At 69.6% G+C, this 16297-nt stretch carries 15 protein-coding genes and 1 pseudogene; 8 read left to right on the forward strand and 8 right to left on the reverse strand.

The window, feature by feature from the left end; translation table 11 throughout:
• Positions 1–322 (forward strand): annotated as a pseudogene (locus tag VF522_RS23065) (cobalamin biosynthesis protein CbiB); the annotation flags it as partial.
• A gap of 48 nt (positions 323–370) precedes the next feature.
• On the opposite strand, the gene trxC reads toward VF522_RS23065, so the two are convergent.
• From trxC to VF522_RS23085, 4 genes are all read right to left on the reverse strand, one after another.
• Positions 371–823 (reverse strand): thioredoxin TrxC, encoded by a 453-nt coding sequence (trxC, locus tag VF522_RS23070; protein ID WP_330910677.1) that lies wholly within the window; start codon positions 821–823, stop codon positions 371–373.
• 62 nt (positions 824–885) lie between these two features.
• Complete coding sequence (rsgA, locus tag VF522_RS23075) at positions 886–1812, reverse strand: ribosome small subunit-dependent GTPase A (RefSeq protein WP_330910678.1); 927 nt, start codon at positions 1810–1812, stop codon at positions 886–888.
• Between the two features lie 12 nt (positions 1813–1824).
• Positions 1825–2160 carry a 4a-hydroxytetrahydrobiopterin dehydratase gene (locus VF522_RS23080; RefSeq protein ID WP_330910679.1) on the reverse strand — a complete coding sequence of 112 codons (336 nt, stop codon included), beginning with the start codon at positions 2158–2160 and terminating at the stop codon, positions 1825–1827.
• Positions 2157–3425 carry a M48 family metallopeptidase gene (locus VF522_RS23085; RefSeq protein ID WP_330910680.1) on the reverse strand — a complete coding sequence of 423 codons (1269 nt, stop codon included), beginning with the start codon at positions 3423–3425 and terminating at the stop codon, positions 2157–2159. Before VF522_RS23085 ends, VF522_RS23080 begins: the two co-directional genes overlap by 4 nt.
• 35 nt (positions 3426–3460) lie before the next feature.
• On the opposite strand from VF522_RS23085, the gene orn reads away from it, so the two are divergent.
• Both orn and VF522_RS23095 read left to right on the forward strand, forming a co-directional pair.
• Positions 3461–4042 (forward strand): oligoribonuclease, encoded by a 582-nt coding sequence (gene orn / locus VF522_RS23090; protein WP_330910681.1) that lies wholly within the window; start codon positions 3461–3463, stop codon positions 4040–4042.
• Between the two features lie 259 nt (positions 4043–4301).
• Complete coding sequence (locus VF522_RS23095; RefSeq protein WP_330910682.1) at positions 4302–5843, forward strand: DEAD/DEAH box helicase; 1542 nt, start codon at positions 4302–4304, stop codon at positions 5841–5843.
• A 156-nt stretch (positions 5844–5999) separates the two neighbouring features.
• On the opposite strand, the gene VF522_RS23100 is transcribed toward VF522_RS23095, so the two are convergent.
• Both VF522_RS23100 and glgC read right to left on the reverse strand, forming a co-directional pair.
• Positions 6000–7229 carry a multidrug effflux MFS transporter gene (locus tag VF522_RS23100; RefSeq protein ID WP_330910683.1) on the reverse strand — a complete coding sequence of 410 codons (1230 nt, stop codon included), beginning with the start codon at positions 7227–7229 and terminating at the stop codon, positions 6000–6002.
• 66 nt (positions 7230–7295) lie between these two features.
• Entirely contained in the window at positions 7296–8561 is a 1266-nt protein-coding gene (glgC, locus tag VF522_RS23105; RefSeq protein ID WP_330910691.1) for a glucose-1-phosphate adenylyltransferase, read from the reverse strand.
• A 276-nt stretch (positions 8562–8837) separates the two neighbouring features.
• Between glgC and VF522_RS23110 the strand changes: the two genes are divergently transcribed.
• On the forward strand, positions 8838–9200 hold the full coding sequence (locus VF522_RS23110) for a hypothetical protein (protein ID WP_330910684.1): 363 nt from the start codon (positions 8838–8840) through the stop codon (positions 9198–9200).
• 35 nt (positions 9201–9235) lie between these two features.
• Here the strand turns inward: VF522_RS23110 and ftsH are convergent, their stop codons facing one another.
• Complete coding sequence (ftsH, locus tag VF522_RS23115) at positions 9236–11251, reverse strand: ATP-dependent zinc metalloprotease FtsH (RefSeq protein ID WP_330910685.1); 2016 nt, start codon at positions 11249–11251, stop codon at positions 9236–9238.
• A gap of 78 nt (positions 11252–11329) precedes the next feature.
• Here ftsH and ygiD point away from each other — a divergent pair, with 78 nt between their 5' ends.
• On the forward strand, positions 11330–12190 hold the full coding sequence (gene ygiD, locus VF522_RS23120) for a 4,5-DOPA dioxygenase extradiol (RefSeq protein WP_330910686.1): 861 nt from the start codon (positions 11330–11332) through the stop codon (positions 12188–12190).
• 25 nt (positions 12191–12215) lie between these two features.
• Here ygiD and VF522_RS23125 read toward each other — a convergent pair whose 3' ends face one another.
• A complete protein-coding gene (locus VF522_RS23125; protein ID WP_330910687.1) occupies positions 12216–12896 on the reverse strand; it encodes a FadR/GntR family transcriptional regulator in 681 nt (226 codons plus the stop codon).
• 79 nt (positions 12897–12975) lie between these two features.
• Between VF522_RS23125 and VF522_RS23130 the strand changes: the two genes are divergently transcribed.
• The 3 genes from VF522_RS23130 to VF522_RS23140 are packed head-to-tail and all read left to right on the forward strand — an operon-like array spanning position 12976 to position 16146.
• The gene (locus tag VF522_RS23130; protein ID WP_330910688.1) at positions 12976–14184 is read left to right on the forward strand and encodes a mandelate racemase/muconate lactonizing enzyme family protein; all 1209 of its coding nucleotides are present in this window, start codon (positions 12976–12978) and stop codon (positions 14182–14184) included.
• Entirely contained in the window at positions 14181–15128 is a 948-nt protein-coding gene (locus tag VF522_RS23135; protein ID WP_330910689.1) for a 2-hydroxyacid dehydrogenase, read from the forward strand. Before VF522_RS23130 ends, VF522_RS23135 begins: the two co-directional genes overlap by 4 nt.
• A 40-nt stretch (positions 15129–15168) precedes the next feature.
• Positions 15169–16146: a Bug family tripartite tricarboxylate transporter substrate binding protein gene (locus VF522_RS23140; protein WP_330910690.1), complete on the forward strand. Its 978-nt coding sequence runs from the start codon at positions 15169–15171 to the stop codon at positions 16144–16146.
• Positions 16147–16297: the final 151 nt, after the last annotated feature.

The following is a 16297-nucleotide window of genomic DNA, read 5'->3' on the forward strand; positions in this document are numbered from 1 at the left end:
GGTGGTCGGCAGCTTCGAGGAGGCGATCGACTGCTGGCGCAACTACGCGCAGCGCTTTCCCAACGACAACGACGGCGTGATCCTCGCCGCGACTTCCGGCGCCGTGAACGTGCGGCTGGGGGGCGAGGCGCTCCAGCCGGATTTCGCGGCGAACAGCAACGGCGGCCTGCGCGCGACGGAGCCGCCGCTGGATACCGCGAGCACACCCGGCCGCGAGGCCGATGTCGCGCACCTGCGCAGCGTGGTGGGGCTGGTGTGGCGCTCGGTGGTGTTGTGGATGGTGTTGCTGGCGCTGTTGACGCTGGCGAATCTGCTGGGGTAGGCGTCGGGGTTCGCCTCCGGGCTCACCCCGACCTACGAAATCCCGCGATCAAACCTCCGTAGCCGCGCGCGACAGCTGCGACTGCGCCCAGCGCACGATGTCGTTGGCGCCCATCGCGCCCGACTGGCGCGCCACTTCGCGGCCGCCCACGAAGAGGGCGATGGTCGGGATGCTGCGGATGTTCAGGCGCGCGCCCACGCCGGGCGCTTCGTCGGTGTTCACCTTGACGAGCTGCATGCGCGGTTCGAGTTGCCGGGCCGCCTGCTCGAACGCAGGGGCCATCATCCGGCAGGGGCCGCACCACGGTGCCCAGAAGTCCACCAGCACCGGCAACTGGCTTCGCGTGATGTGCCGTTCGAACTCGGCCGCTCCGAGGTTGGCCGGCTCGCCGGTGAACAGCGCCTGGTGGCAACTGCCGCAATCGGGCCGGTTCGCGAGGTCGTCCGACTGGACCCGGTTGGTGGTATGGCAGTGCGGGCAAACGACGTGCAGCTGGCTCATGTGTTGTCGGGCGTCTCCTTCCCTCCAAGATGCGGGCGGCGCTCTCCCATGCAAGACCCGCTTTAGTAACGGGGCTGTGACAGCTCCTCGAACAGGCTGCGATAGATGCGGTAACGGCTGGGCTCGATGCGCCCGCCGCCGGCATTCGGCGTGTCGGACACTGCGTTCATCACGCCGCAGCTCGGCTCATGCATGTGGGTGCAGTTGTAGAACCGGCACTCGGGCACGTGCGGCCGCAGGTCCGGCATCAGCGCCGGCAACTGCATGCGGTCCACGTGGTGCAGGCCGAATTCCTGGAAGCCGGGCGAATCGATGAGGGCCGTCTTGCGGTCCGCGTCGACCCAGTACAGGGTGGTCGAGGTCGTCGTGTGCTTGCCCGAGTTGAGCGCTTGCGAGATCTCGCCGGTGAGGACCTGGGCTTGCGGCACCAGCAGGTTGATCAGGGTGCTCTTGCCCGCGCCCGAAGGGCCCAGCACGAGCGTCGTCTTGCCTTCCAGGTGGCCCAGCAGGTGCGCGCGGTCGGTGTCCTTGGAGACGCGCAGCGACAGCGGCAGCACGCCGTAGCCCATGTGCTGGTAGGGCAGCAGCCGCGTCCAGGCGCGCTCGAAGGGTTCCACCAGGTCGCTCTTGTTGAGGGCGATGAGCGGCTGGATGCGCTCGGCTTCCGCGGCGATCAGCGCGCGGGCGAGCTGCATCTCGGAAAACTCCGGTTCCGCCGCGATCAGCACCAGCACCTGGTCGAGGTTGGCGGCGAAGGACTTGGTGCGGATCTCGTCCTGCCGGTAGAAGAGGTTGCGGCGCGGCTCGACGCGGGCGATCACCCCTTCGTCGCCGGTGGTCCGCCAGCGCACGTGGTCGCCCACCACCGCTTCGTTCTTCTTGCCCTTCGCGTGGCAAAGGGTCCGCACGCCATCGGGCGATTCGACCAGGCAGTGCCGCCCATGGCTGGCCACCACCAGTCCGGTATGTGTCTCGTCTGCTTCAGCCAAGTGAAAGCGTCCTCATGCCAGCAGGGCATCGGTGCGCGCGGCGCACTCGAAGTCCGTCTCCGAGATGCCCTTCAGCGAATGCGTGCTGAAGCGCACCACGCACCGGTCGTAGTGCACCGACAGGTCCGGATGGTGGTCCAGCGCATTGGCGACGAAGGCCAACGCGTTCACGAAGGAGATCGTCTCGTAATAGTCGGCGAAGGTGCAGGTGCGCTCGATCGCGACCTGGTCGCCGTCGCCGGTGAGCTTCCAGCCCGGCAGGTCGGCCAGGCGCTTGACGATCTCGGTCGGCGTCAGTGCGCGGCGCGACAGCTGCGACCCGTCCCGCTTCCTCAACATGGAGGTCATGCTGCAGCTCCCTCTCCCAGGCGCGCGAGCCGCTCGCTGGCCGGCGGATGGGAGTAATAGAACTTCACGAACACCGGATCGGGCGTGAGCGTCGATGCGTTGTCTTCGTAGAGCTTCAGCAGCGCCGTGCCGAGATCCTTGCCGCTGGTCTGCGTCGCGGCGAAGGCGTCGGCCTCGAACTCGTGCTTGCGCGAGAACTGCGCCAGCAGCGGCGACACGAAATAGGTGAACACCGGCACGGCCAGCATGAACAGCAGCAGCGCCAGCGCGTCGTTGGGCCCTTCGAGGTTGGGGCGCACGCCCAGGCCCATGTAGAACCACGCTCGTGAGGCCAGCCAGCCCAGCAGCGCGAAGCCCGCGAGGCTGAAGGCGAACAGCATCGCGATCCGCTTGACGATGTGCTTGTGCTTGAAGTGGCCCAGCTCGTGCGCCAGCACGGCGTCCACCTCGCCGGGCGAGAGCTTGGCCAGCAGGGTGTCGTAGAACACCACGCGCTTGGCGGCGCCGAAGCCCGTGAAGTAGGCATTGGCGTGGGCGCTGCGCTTGCTGCCGTCCATGACGAACAGGCCCTTGGCCGCGAAGCCGCAGCGCTGCATCAGAGCGGTGACACGGGCCTTCAGGGTCTCGTCTTCCAGCGGCTGGAACTTGTTGAACAGCGGCGCGATGAAGGTGGGATAGATCACGAGCAGCAGCAGGTTCAAGCCCATCCATACGCCCCAGGCCCACAGCCACCACCCCGGGCCCGCCGCGCCCATGAGCCAGAGGATCAGGGCGGCGATCGGCAGGCCGATGGCCGCGCCGAGCAGGCTGGTCTTCACCAGGTCGGCGAGCCACAGTTTCCACGTCATCTTGTTGAAGCCGAAGCGTTCTTCCAGCACGAAGGTGTTGTAGAGCGAGAAGGGCAGGTCCACGAGGCCGCCGATCAGCGCGAACGAGGCCAGCAGCGCAAGCTGCTGGCCCATGCCCGTGCCGAGCCAGCCGGCCAGCGCGCGGTTCAGCGCGTCGAGGCCGCCGAGCAGCGTCCAGGTCAGCAGCACCGTCGCGGCGAAGGCCGTCTCGACCAGGCCCACGCGGCTCTTGGCCATCGTGTAATCGGCGGCTTTCTGGTGGGCCGACAGCGACACCGTCTGCGCGAAAGGCGCGGGCACGGCGGCGCGATGCCGCGCGACGTGGCGCACCTGGCGCGTGGACAGCCAGAACTTCACCAGCAGCCCGGCAAGCAGGAAAGCCGCGAAGGCGAGAGTGAGCGCATTGGAAGCATCCATCCCTGAAATCTTAGGGCATCGGCGACAATCCACGGATGACCGAGCCGATCCCCGCTGCCTTGCCGACCCTGGAGAAGAACGACCAGAACCTCGTGTGGCTCGACTGCGAGATGACGGGGCTGGATCCGGAGCGCGACCGGATCATCGAGATCGCGGTGGTGGTGACCGGCCCGCATCTGGAGCCGCGCATCGAGGGGCCGGCGCTCGCGATCCACCAGACCGATGCCCAGCTGGACCTGATGGACGCCTGGAACAAGGGCACGCACGGCAAGAGCGGCCTGACCGAGCGGGTGCGCGCGTCCACCCTGAACGAAGCGGACGCCGAAGCACAGCTGCTGGAGTTCGTCGGCCGCTACGTGCCCAAGCAGTCCACGCCCATGTGCGGCAACACCATCGGCCAGGACCGCCGCTTCCTGGTGAAGTACATGCCGAAGCTGGAAGCCTGGTTCCACTACCGCAACCTCGACGTCAGCACGCTCAAGGAACTGTCGCGGCGCTGGCGGCCGGAGGTGTACACCTCGTTCAAGAAGCGGCAGCTGCACACGGCGCTGGCCGACGTGCACGAGTCGATCGACGAACTGGCGCACTACCGCGAGCACTTCCTGAAGCTGGCCTGAACGTTCAAGGCGGGTCGAGCCCGCAATGACAAGGGTCGTGGGTTCTCCAAGCACGATCCTCCGATTCCTGCGATAATCGACGGCTTCGCTGCTTCACGGCAGCTGAATCGCGCATCTGCCTTCTTGCACTGGGCCGCTTCCTTTCTCGGGAGCTCGATTGGCCCGCAGGCCTTACGCCTGTTTGTCGTCGGAATGGTTGATGTTTTCCAACCATTTCGATGACGGCGCGCCCGCCCGGGCGCCGCCGTGTGGATTTTTCATGACCGAACAAACGATTCCCGTCGGCGCCGCCGACCAGGAAACCCCCGTGGCCAACGGCTTTGCCGCCCTGGGCCTCGCCCCCGAACTGCTCGCCGCCGTGGCGGACCTGGGCTTCACCGTGCCCACCCCCGTGCAGGACCAGGCCATCGGCCGCGCGATGTCGCAAGGCGCCGGCAACTACAACGACCTGATGGTCTCCAGCCAGACCGGCAGCGGCAAGACCGCCGCCTTCCTGCTGCCGGTGCTCGACACGCTGATCCGGCAGAAGGCCGCCGAGGTGGAAGCCGAGCGCAAGGCGCGCGAGGAAGCGATGGCCGGCGGCGAGGCGCCGGCCAAGAGCGGCCGCAAGAACCCGCTGAACCCGCGCCACTTCAAGGCCGCCGTGCCCGGCGCCCTGGTGCTGTGCCCCACGCGCGAACTCGCGCAGCAGGTGGCCAGCGACGCCATCGACCTGGTGAAGCACACGCGCGGCCTGCGCATCGCCAGCGTGGTGGGCGGCATGCCCTACCAGATGCAGATCGCGCGCCTGCAGAACGCCGACCTCGTGGTCGCCACGCCGGGCCGCCTGCTCGACCTGCAGCGTTCCTCGCAGATCAAGCTGGACAAGGTGCAGTTCCTCGTCGTCGACGAGGCCGACCGCATGCTGGACCTGGGCTTCGCCGAGGACCTGGCCGAAGTGCACCAGCTCACCGCCAACCGCCGCCAGACGATGATGTTCAGCGCCACCTTCGCGCCGCGCATCCAGCAACTGGCCGTGCGCGTGATGCGCCAGCCGCAGCGCATCGAGATCGCGTCGCCGCACGAGCGCCACGCCAACATCGAGCAGAAGCTGTTCTGGGCCGACAACATGCACCACAAGCGCCAGCTGCTCGATCACTGGCTGCGCGACGCCTCGATCGACCAGGCGATCGTGTTCGCGAGCACCAAGATCGAATGCGACGGCCTCGCCGAGGACCTGCAGCAGGCCGGCTTCGCCGCCGTCTCGCTGCACGGCGACCTGTCGCAGGGCCTGCGCAACCGCCGCCTGATGGCGCTGCGAAACGGCCAGGTGCAGTTCCTGGTGGCCACCGACGTCGCAGCGCGCGGCATCGACGTGCCGACGATCACGCACGTGTTCAACTACGGCCTGCCGATGAAGAGCGAGGACTACACGCACCGCATCGGCCGCACCGGCCGCGCGGGCCGCGACGGCCTCGCCGTCACCTTCGCCGAATTCCGCGACCGCCGCAAGATCGGCGACATCGAGCATTACAGCAAGCAGCGCTTCGACGCCGAGACCATCCCGGGCCTGGAGCCGAAGTCGCGCTTCGAGCAGCGTCCCCCGAGCAAGGGCTTCGGCGGCAAGCCGGGTCGCCCGGGCGAGCGTCGCCACGGCGGCGGTGACCGCAACGGCTACGGCAAGCACACCGGCTTCGGTGCGAAGAGCTTCGGCGATCGTCGCGAAGGTGGTGGCGGCGGTGGCGGCGGCGGCTTCGGCGGCCGGCGCGAGGGCGGTTTCGGCGATCGCCGCGAGCGCGGCGATTTCGGCGGCCGGCGCTAAGCGTCATCCCCGCGGAGGCGGGGACCCAGGGCATTGATGAAGCGGCGCATCGCGCCGCTTTTTCTTTGCGTCGGGGTTCGGCGCTTCGCGCGCTCACCACCGACCTCCGGGTATTCGTCGGTCGGGGTGAGCGCGAAGCCGAACCCCGACGCGTATTCAAGCGATCGCCGCCCGCCCGGTCTCCGGCCACTTCGCCCTCACGGACAGCCACGCCACCAGGCCCACGCTCATCATCAGCAGCGACGCCACCGCCAGCGCCTTCGTCGAGTGCATCACCAGCGGCGCGATCGCGCCGGCGACGATGCCGTTGGCCGCCGACCCGATGAAGGCCTGCAGCGACGAGGCCATGCCGCGCCGCTCCGGATGCAGGTCCAGCACCAGCAGCGTGACCACCGGCACCATCAGCGCCCAGCCGAAGGAGAAGACCGCGATCGGCAGCAGCGCCCAGCGCGCATCCGGCGCGAACAGCAGGTTCGCCGCCACGTTCACCAGCGACACCGACACCATCACGATGAAGCCGTAGCGGATCTGCCGCTTCGGCTGGATCTTTCCCGCCAGGCGCCCGCTCGCGAAGGAGCCGGCCATGATGCCGCCGATCGTGAGCAGGAAGAACCAGAAGAACTGCGTGGGCGCGAGGCCGAGGCGTTCGCCCAGGAAGGCCGGCGCCGACAGCACGTACAGGAACATGCCGTTGAAGGGGATGCCGCTCGCCAGCGCCAGCAGCAGGAAGCGCGGGCTCGCGCCCAGCTGCCAGTAGCCGCGCATCAGGTTGCCGACGTTGAAGGGCTGGCGATGCGAGGCATGCAGCGTCTCCGGCAGCAGCTTCCAGTTGGCGAGCCACAGCGCGACGCCGATCGCGGTGAGGAACCAGAAGATGCTGTGCCAGCCCGCGTGCACGAACAGCCAGCCGCCGATCACCGGCGCAATCGCCGGCGCCACGCCGAAGTAGATCGTGACCTGGCTCATGACCTTCTGCGCCTGGTCGGGCGGGAACATGTCGCGGATCACCGCGCGCGAGACCACCCAGCCCGCGCCGGTGGACAGGCCCTGCAGCGCGCGGAACAACACGAGTTGGCCGATGCTGTTCGACAGCGCGCAGCCGGCCGACGCGAGCGTGAAGATCGCGATGCCCCACAGCACCACCGGCCGCCGGCCGAAGCTGTCGGCGAGCGCGCCGTGGAACAGGTTCATGAAGGCGAACCCGAACAGGTACGCCGAGAGCGTCTGCTGCATCTCCACCGGCGTCGCCCCGAGCTGCCGCGCGATGCCGGAGAAGGCGGGGATGTAGGTGTCGATGGAAAAGGGGCCGAGCATGCCCAGCAGGGCAAGCAGCAGCGCGAGCGCCCAGCGCGGGGCGGACCAGAGTTGGCTGGCTTCGGGATTCATGGAGGAAGGCGGAAGGGACCCCGGGGTTGTACCAAACCCCGGGCCGTCACGCTTCCGGATGTCGCGTCACTCGATCGTGCCGGAGCCGTCGCGCAGCATGTCCTTGGTGACCAGCACCACGCCGTTGTCGCTGCGGTGGAAGCGGCGCCCGTCCTCCTCGGCGTCCTCGCCGATCACGGTGCCGGGCGGCAGCTTGCAGCCGCGGTCGACCACCACCTTCGACAGGCGCGAGCCGCGGCCGATCACCGTGTCCGGCATGATCACCGCCTCGTGGATCGTGCAGCAGGACTCCACTTTCACGTTGGAGAACAGCACCGAGCGGCGGATGTTGGAGCCGACCACGATGCAGCCGCCGGAGATCAGCACGTTGGAGGTCTCGCCGTTGAGGCCGCGGTCGTCGGGCACGAACTTCGCCGGCGGCAGCTGCTCCTGGTAGGTCCACACCGGCCAGTCGCGGTCGTACAGGTTCAGCTCCGGCATGTCGGAGGCGAGGTCCAGGTTCGCCGCCCAGAACGCGTCCACCGTGCCGACGTCGCGCCAGTAGGGGTGGTTGCGTGTCGAAGCCGGGATTGCCGAGAGGTTCAGCGGGTGCGCCACCGCTCCGCCATCCTTGACGATGCGCGGGATCAGGTTCTTGCCGAAGTCGTGCTCGGAGTCCGGGTCGTTCATGTCCGCCTCGAGCAGGGAGTACAGGTATTCGGCCGCGAACACGTAGATGCCCATGCTGCCCAGCGCCCGGTCCGGCTTGCCGGGGATCGCCGGCGGGTCCTTGGGTTTTTCCAGGAAGGCGGTGATGCGCCGGTTGTCGTCGACGTGCATCACGCCCAGCGCCGTGGCTTCCATGCGCGGGACCTCGATGCATCCCACCGTGCACTTCGCGCCGCTCTCCACGTGGTCCAGCAGCATCAGCGAGTAGTCCTGCTTGTAGATGTGGTCGCCGGCCAGCACCAGGATGTACTCGGGGCCGTAGGCGCGCAGGATGTCGATGTTCTGCGAGATCGCGTCGGCGGTGCCGCGGTACCAGAAGGCCTCGTTCACGCGCTGCTGCGCGGGCAGCAGGTCGATGAACTCGTTGTGCTCGCCGCGCAGGAAGTTCCAGCCCCGCTGCAGGTGCCGCAGCAGCGAGTGCGACTTGTACTGCGTGAGCACGCCGATGCGGCGGATGCCGGAGTTGATGCAGTTGGACAGCGCAAAATCGATGATGCGGAACTTGCCTCCGAAGTACACCGCCGGCTTGGCGCGCCGGTCGGTGAGGTCCATGAGCCGCGAGCCCCGGCCGCCGGCGAGCACCAGCGCGATCGTGCGTTTGGGCAGCTGGCGCGCGAGGATCATGCGCTCCATGGCCGTGTCGCTGCCGAGGCCGGCCACGGCCTCGAGGATGCTCATGTCTTCCTTCATGGCTTTCGTTCCCCCTGTCGAACCCGACGATCACTGTCGGTCAGGGTGCGGACCAGCCATGTAGGACGCTTTCGCCTTTCCCCGGCGCGCTCCGCGCGCGGCGCGGCTCGTAGGACGGCACCGCCATTTGGAGGAGAGACCGGTGGTCCGGCCCCGCACGGACGGGCTTTCGCCGTAGCATGCTGCTCCTCCCGTTCCCGGAGCGCCACGATGAATGCCCCGTCCCGCATGCCGCTGGTGCTGGCCTTCCTGATTGGCATGTTCGTGGCCGCCACGGGGCTGGCCGTCGCCGTGCTGGCGTCGTTCAGCGATCCGATGGTGCTGGCCGTCGCCGGGATCGCGGGCGCGGCTTGCATCGTCGCCGGCCTGATCACCTGGTTGATCCTGCGCGGCGTGCGGCAGGAACCGTACGAGCTGGCCGGCCTCGAGGACGACGCCCTGCCGGTGCGGCACGCTCCCGCCCGCATCCATGCCTTGCCGTCTGGGGAATTGCCGCCGGCCTACCTGGCAGCGGTGATGAAGGGGATCGCGGCCAACCGCGCGGCGATGCGCTCCCGCGACCTGCACCACTAGATTCCTGCCCGCCGGCGTGACGGAGCACCGGGGCTTCAGGTCTTCGGCATCGCCAGCTCGTGCAGCGGCCGGCTTTGCAGCTCCGGCGCCGGCGGCAGGCCGGTGGCTTCCAGGATCTCCTGTTCGGAGACCGTTTCCTTCTCCAGCAGCGCGCGCACCAGGCCGTCGAGCGAGGCGCGGTGCTCGAGCAGCAGCCGCTTGGCCTGTTCGTGGCAGTCGTTGATGATGCGCTGCACCTCGGCGTCGATCAGGCTCGCGGTCTGTTCGCTGAACGGCTTCTCGCCCATGAAGGCGCCGCCCGTGCCGAGATACTGGTTGCTCGCGCCCGCGAGCTGCACCATCCCCACCGCGTCGCTCATGCCCCAGCGCGTCACCATGTTGCGCGCCAGGTTGGTGGCCTGCTCGATGTCGTTCTCGGCGCCGGTGGTCTTGGTGCCGTAGACCACTTCCTCGGCGGCGCGCCCGCCCAGCATGCCGATGATGCGCGCGCGCAGGTAGGCCTCGGGATAGTTGTAGCGGTCGGTCTGCGGCCGCTGGTAGGTGACGCCCAGCGCCTGGCCGCGCGGCACGATGCTCACGCGGTGCACCGGGTCGGCGCCCGGCACCAGCAGGCCCAGCACCGCGTGGCCGCTCTCGTGGTAGGCGATGCGCTCGCGGTCGTCGGGGCCCAGCAGCAGCGGCCGCTCCGGGCCCAGCACGATCTTTTCCAGCGCGTCGTGGAAGTCCTTCTGCGTCACCTCGTTCTCGTTGCGGCGTGCCGCCAGCAGCGCGGCTTCGTTGACGAGGTTCTTCAGGTCGGCGCCGGAAAAGCCCGGCGTGGTCTGCGCGAGTTCCTCCAGCAGTACGTCCTTGGCGAGCGGCACCTTGCGCACGTGGACCTTCAGAATCGCCGCGCGCCCCGCCTTGTCGGGCAGGTTCACCACCACGCGGCGGTCGAAGCGGCCCGGGCGCAGCAAGGCGCGGTCCAGCACGTCGGGCTGGTTGGTCGCCGCCAGCACGATGATCCCTTCGCGGCCGGTGAAGCCGTCCATCTCGGTGAGGATCTGCTGCAGCGTGTGTTCCTGCTCGCTGGCCCCGCCGATGGCGACCTGCCCGCGCGCGCGGCCGATCGCATCGATCTCGTCGATGAAGATGATCGCCGGTGCGCTTTCGCGCGCCTGCTTGAACAGGTCGCGCACGCGCGCGGCGCCCACGCCGACGATCATCTCCACGAATTCGGCCGCGCTCATGGAGAAGAAGGGCACGCCCGCTTCGCCCGCGACCGCGCGCGCGAGCAGCGTCTTGCCGGTGCCGGGCGAGCCGATCAGCAGCACGCCCTTGGGCGCCGTGCCGCCCAGGCGCGTGTACTTCTCGGGCGACTTCAGGAAGTCGACGATCTCCACCAGCTCGTTCTCGGCCTCGTCGATGCCGGCGACGTCGTCGAAGGTGACGCGGTTGTCCTTGTCGGCGTCGTAGCGCCGCGCCTTGCTGCGGCCGATGCCGAAGATGCCGCCGCCGCCCATGCCGCCGCCCTGCGAGGCGCGCCGGTACATCCAGACGTAGAAGGCGATGATCAGGATCGCCGGCCCGAAGCCGTAGAGCAGGGTGGCCCAGCCGCTGCCCTGCTGGATGGGCACGGCGCTGATCTCGACGCCGTTGCCGATCAGCAGGTTCTCGAGCCCGCGGTCGAAGAAGGTGGGCAGCTCGGTGGTGAAGGTCCCGGCGGTGCGGGTGGGCGGCCGCGGCTGCGCGCCGGGCACGGGCGCCTGCTTGGGCTCGTTCGGCGGCGGCCAGGTCACCGGCGCGCGGAAGCGCCCTTCGATGCTGGTGTTGCGGCTGTAGATGGCGCTGACGTTGCCCTTGCCCACCTGGTCGCGGAACACCGTGTAGGGCACCGTGATCGGCGCATCCCCGCTGGGGAACAGCAGCGTCGAGACGAGGTAATTGATCAGCAGCACGGCCAGGAACAGGCCCCACACCTTGCGCGGCGGCATGCCTCGCGGAGTGAGGCCCGGACCGGTGCCGGGCCGCTGCGGGGCGGACTGCTTGCTGGGAGGCGGGTACCCGTTCATGGGAGCCCATCATGCCCGCAAGCCGCGCTCGCGTGGGCGGCTTCCGGTCCAGAATGGCGGCGCCAACAAGGAGTCGCCATGCGCATGCCGGCCGCCTTCATCGGGCATGGCAGCCCGATGAACACGCTCGAGGACAACCGCTACACCGCCGCCTGGCGCGCGCTCGGCCGCAGCCTGCCGCGCCCGCGCGCGGTCCTCTGCATCTCGGCGCACTGGTTCATCCACGGCAGCGCCGTCACCGCGATGGAGCGGCCGCGCGTGATCCACGACTTCTACGGCTTCCCGCGCGAGCTGTTCGCGTTCGACTATCCGGCGCCGGGCGCGCCGGACGTCGCGAACGAGATCGCCGAGGTGGTGAGGCCCGCCTTCGTCGGGCTCGATACCGACAGCTGGGGGCTGGACCACGGCACGTGGTCGGTGCTCGCCCACGTGTTCCCGCAGGCCGACATCCCGGTGCTGCAGCTTTCGCTGCACGGCGCGGAGGACATCGACTACCACGTCGACCTCGGCGCGCGGCTCGCGCCGCTGCGCGACCGCGGCATCTTCATCGTCGGCAGCGGCAACGTGGTGCACAACCTGCGCGCCATCGACCGGCAGCGCCGCGACAACGCGTACGACTGGGGCGAGCGCTTCGATGCGAAGGTGAAGGAGATCATGACGATGGACCCGGCGCGCCTGCCCGAGGTGCTGCGGCATCCCGATTACGCGGCGGCCGTGCCGACCCCGGAGCACTTCCTCCCGCTCGCCTACCTCGCGGGCCTGTGCTGCGCCGCGGGCGAGCCCGCCGTGCCTTTCGTCGAAGGCGGTGTGATGGGTTCGCTCACCATGACGAGCTACGTGCTCGGCGCCCCGCCGCCGGCGGCCGCGCAGCAGGACGTGGCCGGCGCCGACGCCTTGCCCGATCCCGCGCTGGTGCCGCCGGAGCAGACCAACACCTGAATCGGCGGATGCCGGGACGAGGCGCTCAGCCGCCGAACAGGCGCGCGACGCCGCCGCGCAGGTGGCGGTCCATCGCGGCGCGCGCGGCTTGGGGGTCGCCCGCGGCGATGGCTTCGTCGATCGCGCGGTGCTCCTCGCGCACGTCGCGCGAGCGGTCCTGCCGCGCCTGCGGCGACAGCTCGCGCACCAGCTTGACCGCGTAGCGGAACTGCTCTTCCAGCGCCGCCATCGTCAGCACGAAGAAGCGGTTGCCGCCCGCCTCGGCGATCGCGCGGTGGAAGGCGATGTCCTCGTCGATCGCCGGCTTGCCCTGCGCGACCGCGGCGTCGAACAGGCGGCGCTTCGCGGTGATCGCGTGCAGCAGGTGCCGGTCCTTGCACAGTGCCGCGCGCGCCGCGGTCTCGCCCTCCAGCACGCCGCGGAAGTCCAGCAGCGCGCGGATGTCGGACAGGCTTTGCAGCGAACCGAAGGTGACGCCCGACAGCGGCAGCGGCTCGCCGACGAAATTGCCGGCGCCCTGGCGCGCGTACACGCGCCCTTCGGCGCGCAGCCGCGCGAGCGCCTGGCGCACCACCGGCCGCGAGGCGCCGAAGCGCTCGCCGAGCGCGGCCTCGCTGGGCAGGCGGCCGTGGGGCGCGAGGCCGTCGCGGGCGATGAAGGCGACGATCTGCTCGTAGACGTGGTCGCCGAGGCTGGTGGTGGACATCGAAGCAAGTGGCGGAGAGTTGTTTGACAAGTTTGTCATTTCGTTGACAGGTTTGCCAGGCGATTCGGAGAATGCCCCCATGTCCCTCGTCACCGCCCTGCGCACCATCCGCATCGCCGAACGGCCCAACCTGATCTGGGTCGAGATCGAAACCGACGACGGCCGCACCGGCCTCGGCGAATCCTTCCGCGGCGCGCAGGCGGTGGAAGCGGTGCTGCACGAAACGGTCGCGCCCTTCCTGGTGGGACGCGATGCGCGCCACATCGAGGCGGTGTCGCGCCACCTGATGACGCCTTACCTCGGCTTCCACAGCGCCAGCGCCGAAGTGCGCGCGGCCAGCGCCGTCGACATCGCGCTGTGGGACCTCGCCGGCCAGCGCCAGGGCCAGCCGGTGTACGTCGCGCTCGGCGGCGGCATGCGCGACCGCATCCGCGCCTACAACACCTGCGCCGGCTATGCGTACAACACGGCCGGCGGCGTGCGGCGCTCCATCGGCAGCGGCGACGCCAGCATCGGGCCCTACGACGACCAGGTCGCCTTCATGCGCGACGCCGGCGCGCTCGCCGAGAGCCTGCTCTCCGAGGGCTACAGCGCGATGAAGATCTGGCCCTTCGACGACTACGCGGCGGCCTCCGGCGGCCACATGATCTCGCTGGCCGACCTGAAGAAGGGCCTGGAGCCTTTCGTCAAGGTGCGCCAGGCGGTGGGCGACCGCATCGAGGTGATGGCGGAACTGCACAGCCTCTGGAGCAGCCACGCCGCCGCGCGCATCTGCCGCGCGCTGGAAGACGTCGGCGTGTTCTGGGCCGAGGACCCGATCTCGAAGATGGACGATGCGCGCGCGCTGGCCGACCTGCGCCGGCAGACCCGCACGCCGATCTGCGGCAGCGAGACGCTCGCCGGCACCGTGCCCTTCCGCGACCTGCTGGCCGCCGATGCGGTCGACATGGTGATGCTCGACCTGGCCTGGTGCGGCGGCCTCACCGAAGGCCGCAAGATCGCCGCGCTGGCGGAGGCCTACGCAAAACCGCTGGCGCCGCACGACTGCACCGGCCCGGTGACGCTCATGGCCGGCCTGCACCTCGCACTGCACGCGCCGACCGCGATCTTCCAGGAGGTGGTGCGCGCGACGCTCAGCACCTGGTACCGCGACCTCGTGACCGAACTGCCCGTCATCCGCGAAGGCATGGCGCTGGCGCCGCAGGGCGCGGGGCTGGGCACGCAACTGCAGCCCGGCGTGCGCAAGCGCGACGACGCCGTCGTGCGCGTGAGCGGCAAGGCGCGATGATGCAGGTCACCATCGCCGGCCAGCACGTGCCGCACGTGCCGCTGCTGCAGCGGCTGCTCGGGGAGGCCTGGCGCGTCGACGGCATCGCGTCGCTGCCCACGGAAGGCCCCATCGCCACCGACGTCCTCGTCACCACGCGCCTGAACGCGCAGGAGGCCGCGCGGCTGCAATGCCGGCTGCTGCAGGCGCCCGGTGCCGGCATGGACGCGATCGCGCTCGCCGCGATCCCGAAGGACTGCCGCGTGTGCAACGTCTACGAGCACGAGATCCCGATCGCGGAGTTCGTGAGCCACGCGGTGCTGGACGACGCGATCTTCGGCGAGACGAAGCCGGTGCCGCTGGACGCGGCGCACTGGCCGCGGTCCTACCTGGAGCGCCCCTTCCACGACGAGGCGTACGGGCGCCGTGCCGCGATCGTCGGCTTCGGCGCGATCGGCCGCGCCACCGCCGCGCGGCTGCGCGCGCTGGGGCTGCATGTGACCGCCGTGACGCGGCGCGCCGAACCGGTCGAAGGTGCCGATGCGGTCCATCCGGTCGCCGATCTCGCGGCACTGCTGCCGGACGTCGACGTGCTGGTGCTGTGCTGCCCGCTCAACGAACAGACCCGCGGCATGGTCGGCGCGCGCGAGCTCGCGGCGATGAAGCCCACGGCGATGCTGGTCAACGTCGGCCGCGCGCCCCTGGTGCAGGAGCAGCCGCTGTTCGACGCGCTGCGCGACCGCCGCCTCGGCCGCGCCGTGCTCGACGTCTGGTACCACTATCCCACCGCGGGACAGACCGAGCTCGCCCCTTCCGCGCTGCCCTTCCACACCTTGCCCAACGCGCGCTGCACGCCGCACATCTCGGGCTGGACCCATGGCTTGCTGGCGCGCCGCTACGCCTTCATGGCCCGCAACATCGAGCGCCTGCGCAACGGCGAGGCCTTGCAGAACGTGGTGCAGTGAGCACCGCGCCTTTCACTTCGATCGAGACCGAGGAGACATCATGACCCTGAGACGACGCACTTTCCTGCAATCGGGCACCGCGCTGGCCGCTGCCGCCGTGGGCGCGCCCGCTCTCGCCGCCGCCTGGCCCAGCAAGCCGCTGCGCATCCTGATCCCGTTCGCGCCGGGCGGAACCTCCGACACCATCGCGCGCCTGATCAGCAAGCCGCTGGGCGACCTGCTGTCCGCCACGATCGTGATCGAGAACAAGACCGGCGCCAACGGCATCATCGCCGCGCAGTCCACCGCGCAGGCGACCGACGAACACACCATGATGCTCACCGACATGAGCTCGCTGGCGATCAGCCCGCTCGTGACCAAGGAGCTGCCGTACAAGCAGTCGGACATCAAGGGCGTGACGATGCTCGCGTATTCGCCGCACCTGCTGGTGGCGCATCCTTCGGTGGCGGCCGCGAACATGAGCGAGCTGGTGGCGTTGTCGAAGACCAGGCCGATGAACGTGTCGTCGGCCGGCTCCGGCTCCGCGAACCACCTGGGCATGGTCGACATCGCGCTGTCCACCGGCCTGCGCTGGCAGCACGTGCCCTTCCGCGGCGGCGCGGCGGCCCTTGCCGACACGGCCGCCGGCAACACGCAGCTGTGCCTGAACGGCATGCTGGCGACCCTGCCCATGGTGCAGAGCGGACGGCTGAAGGTGATCGGCGTGTCCAAGCGCACGCGCACCGCGCTGCTGCCCAATGCCGCCACGATCGCGGAGCAGGGCGTGAAGGACTTCGAATCGGGCAGCTACCAGGGCATCGTGGTGCCCGCGTCGCTGCCCAAGGCGCAGGCCGAGCGCCTCGCGGCCGCGCTGATCCAGGTGATCCGCGCCCCCGAGATCCGCGCGCGGCTGACGGAATCCGGCGCCGAGGTCATGACCTCCACGCCGCAGGAGACGAGCGAGTTCCTCGCTCGCGAAGGCAAGCGCTGGGCGAACGTGATCCAGCGCGCGGGCAAGCAACTCGAAGGAAACGCATGACCATGATCGGCAGGCTCGTCGCGGTGGCCACCTTGGGCGCCGCGTTCGCGTGCGGCGCGCAGACCGCGTGGCCGGAAAAGCCGGTGACCGTCGTCGTCCCGTTCCCGGCGGGCGGTTCGACCGACACGGTGGCGCGCGCCGTCGCGCTGCA

It is taken from the genome of Ramlibacter sp., assembly GCF_036383835.1.
Lineage (GTDB): Bacteria > Pseudomonadota > Gammaproteobacteria > Burkholderiales > Burkholderiaceae_C > Ramlibacter.

Coding starts and splice junctions, on each gene's coding strand:
- VF522_RS23100 (WP_330910683.1), bottom strand. CDS start 7,229: ATGAATCCCGAAGCCAGCCAACTCTGGTCCGCCCCGCGCTGGGCGCTC.
- orn (WP_330910681.1), top strand. CDS start 3,461: ATGACCGAGCCGATCCCCGCTGCCTTGCCGACCCTGGAGAAGAACGAC.
- VF522_RS23125 (WP_330910687.1), bottom strand. CDS start 12,896: ATGTCCACCACCAGCCTCGGCGACCACGTCTACGAGCAGATCGTCGCC.
- VF522_RS23135 (WP_330910689.1), top strand. CDS start 14,181: ATGATGCAGGTCACCATCGCCGGCCAGCACGTGCCGCACGTGCCGCTG.
- VF522_RS23085 (WP_330910680.1), bottom strand. CDS start 3,425: ATGGATGCTTCCAATGCGCTCACTCTCGCCTTCGCGGCTTTCCTGCTT.
- VF522_RS23095 (WP_330910682.1), top strand. CDS start 4,302: ATGACCGAACAAACGATTCCCGTCGGCGCCGCCGACCAGGAAACCCCC.
- VF522_RS23140 (WP_330910690.1), top strand. CDS start 15,169: ATGACCCTGAGACGACGCACTTTCCTGCAATCGGGCACCGCGCTGGCC.
- VF522_RS23130 (WP_330910688.1), top strand. CDS start 12,976: ATGTCCCTCGTCACCGCCCTGCGCACCATCCGCATCGCCGAACGGCCC.
- glgC (WP_330910691.1), bottom strand. CDS start 8,561: ATGATCCTCGCGCGCCAGCTGCCCAAACGCACGATCGCGCTGGTGCTC.
- trxC (WP_330910677.1), bottom strand. CDS start 823: ATGAGCCAGCTGCACGTCGTTTGCCCGCACTGCCATACCACCAACCGG.
- VF522_RS23080 (WP_330910679.1), bottom strand. CDS start 2,160: ATGACCTCCATGTTGAGGAAGCGGGACGGGTCGCAGCTGTCGCGCCGC.
- VF522_RS23110 (WP_330910684.1), top strand. CDS start 8,838: ATGAATGCCCCGTCCCGCATGCCGCTGGTGCTGGCCTTCCTGATTGGC.
- ftsH (WP_330910685.1), bottom strand. CDS start 11,251: ATGAACGGGTACCCGCCTCCCAGCAAGCAGTCCGCCCCGCAGCGGCCC.
- ygiD (WP_330910686.1), top strand. CDS start 11,330: ATGCGCATGCCGGCCGCCTTCATCGGGCATGGCAGCCCGATGAACACG.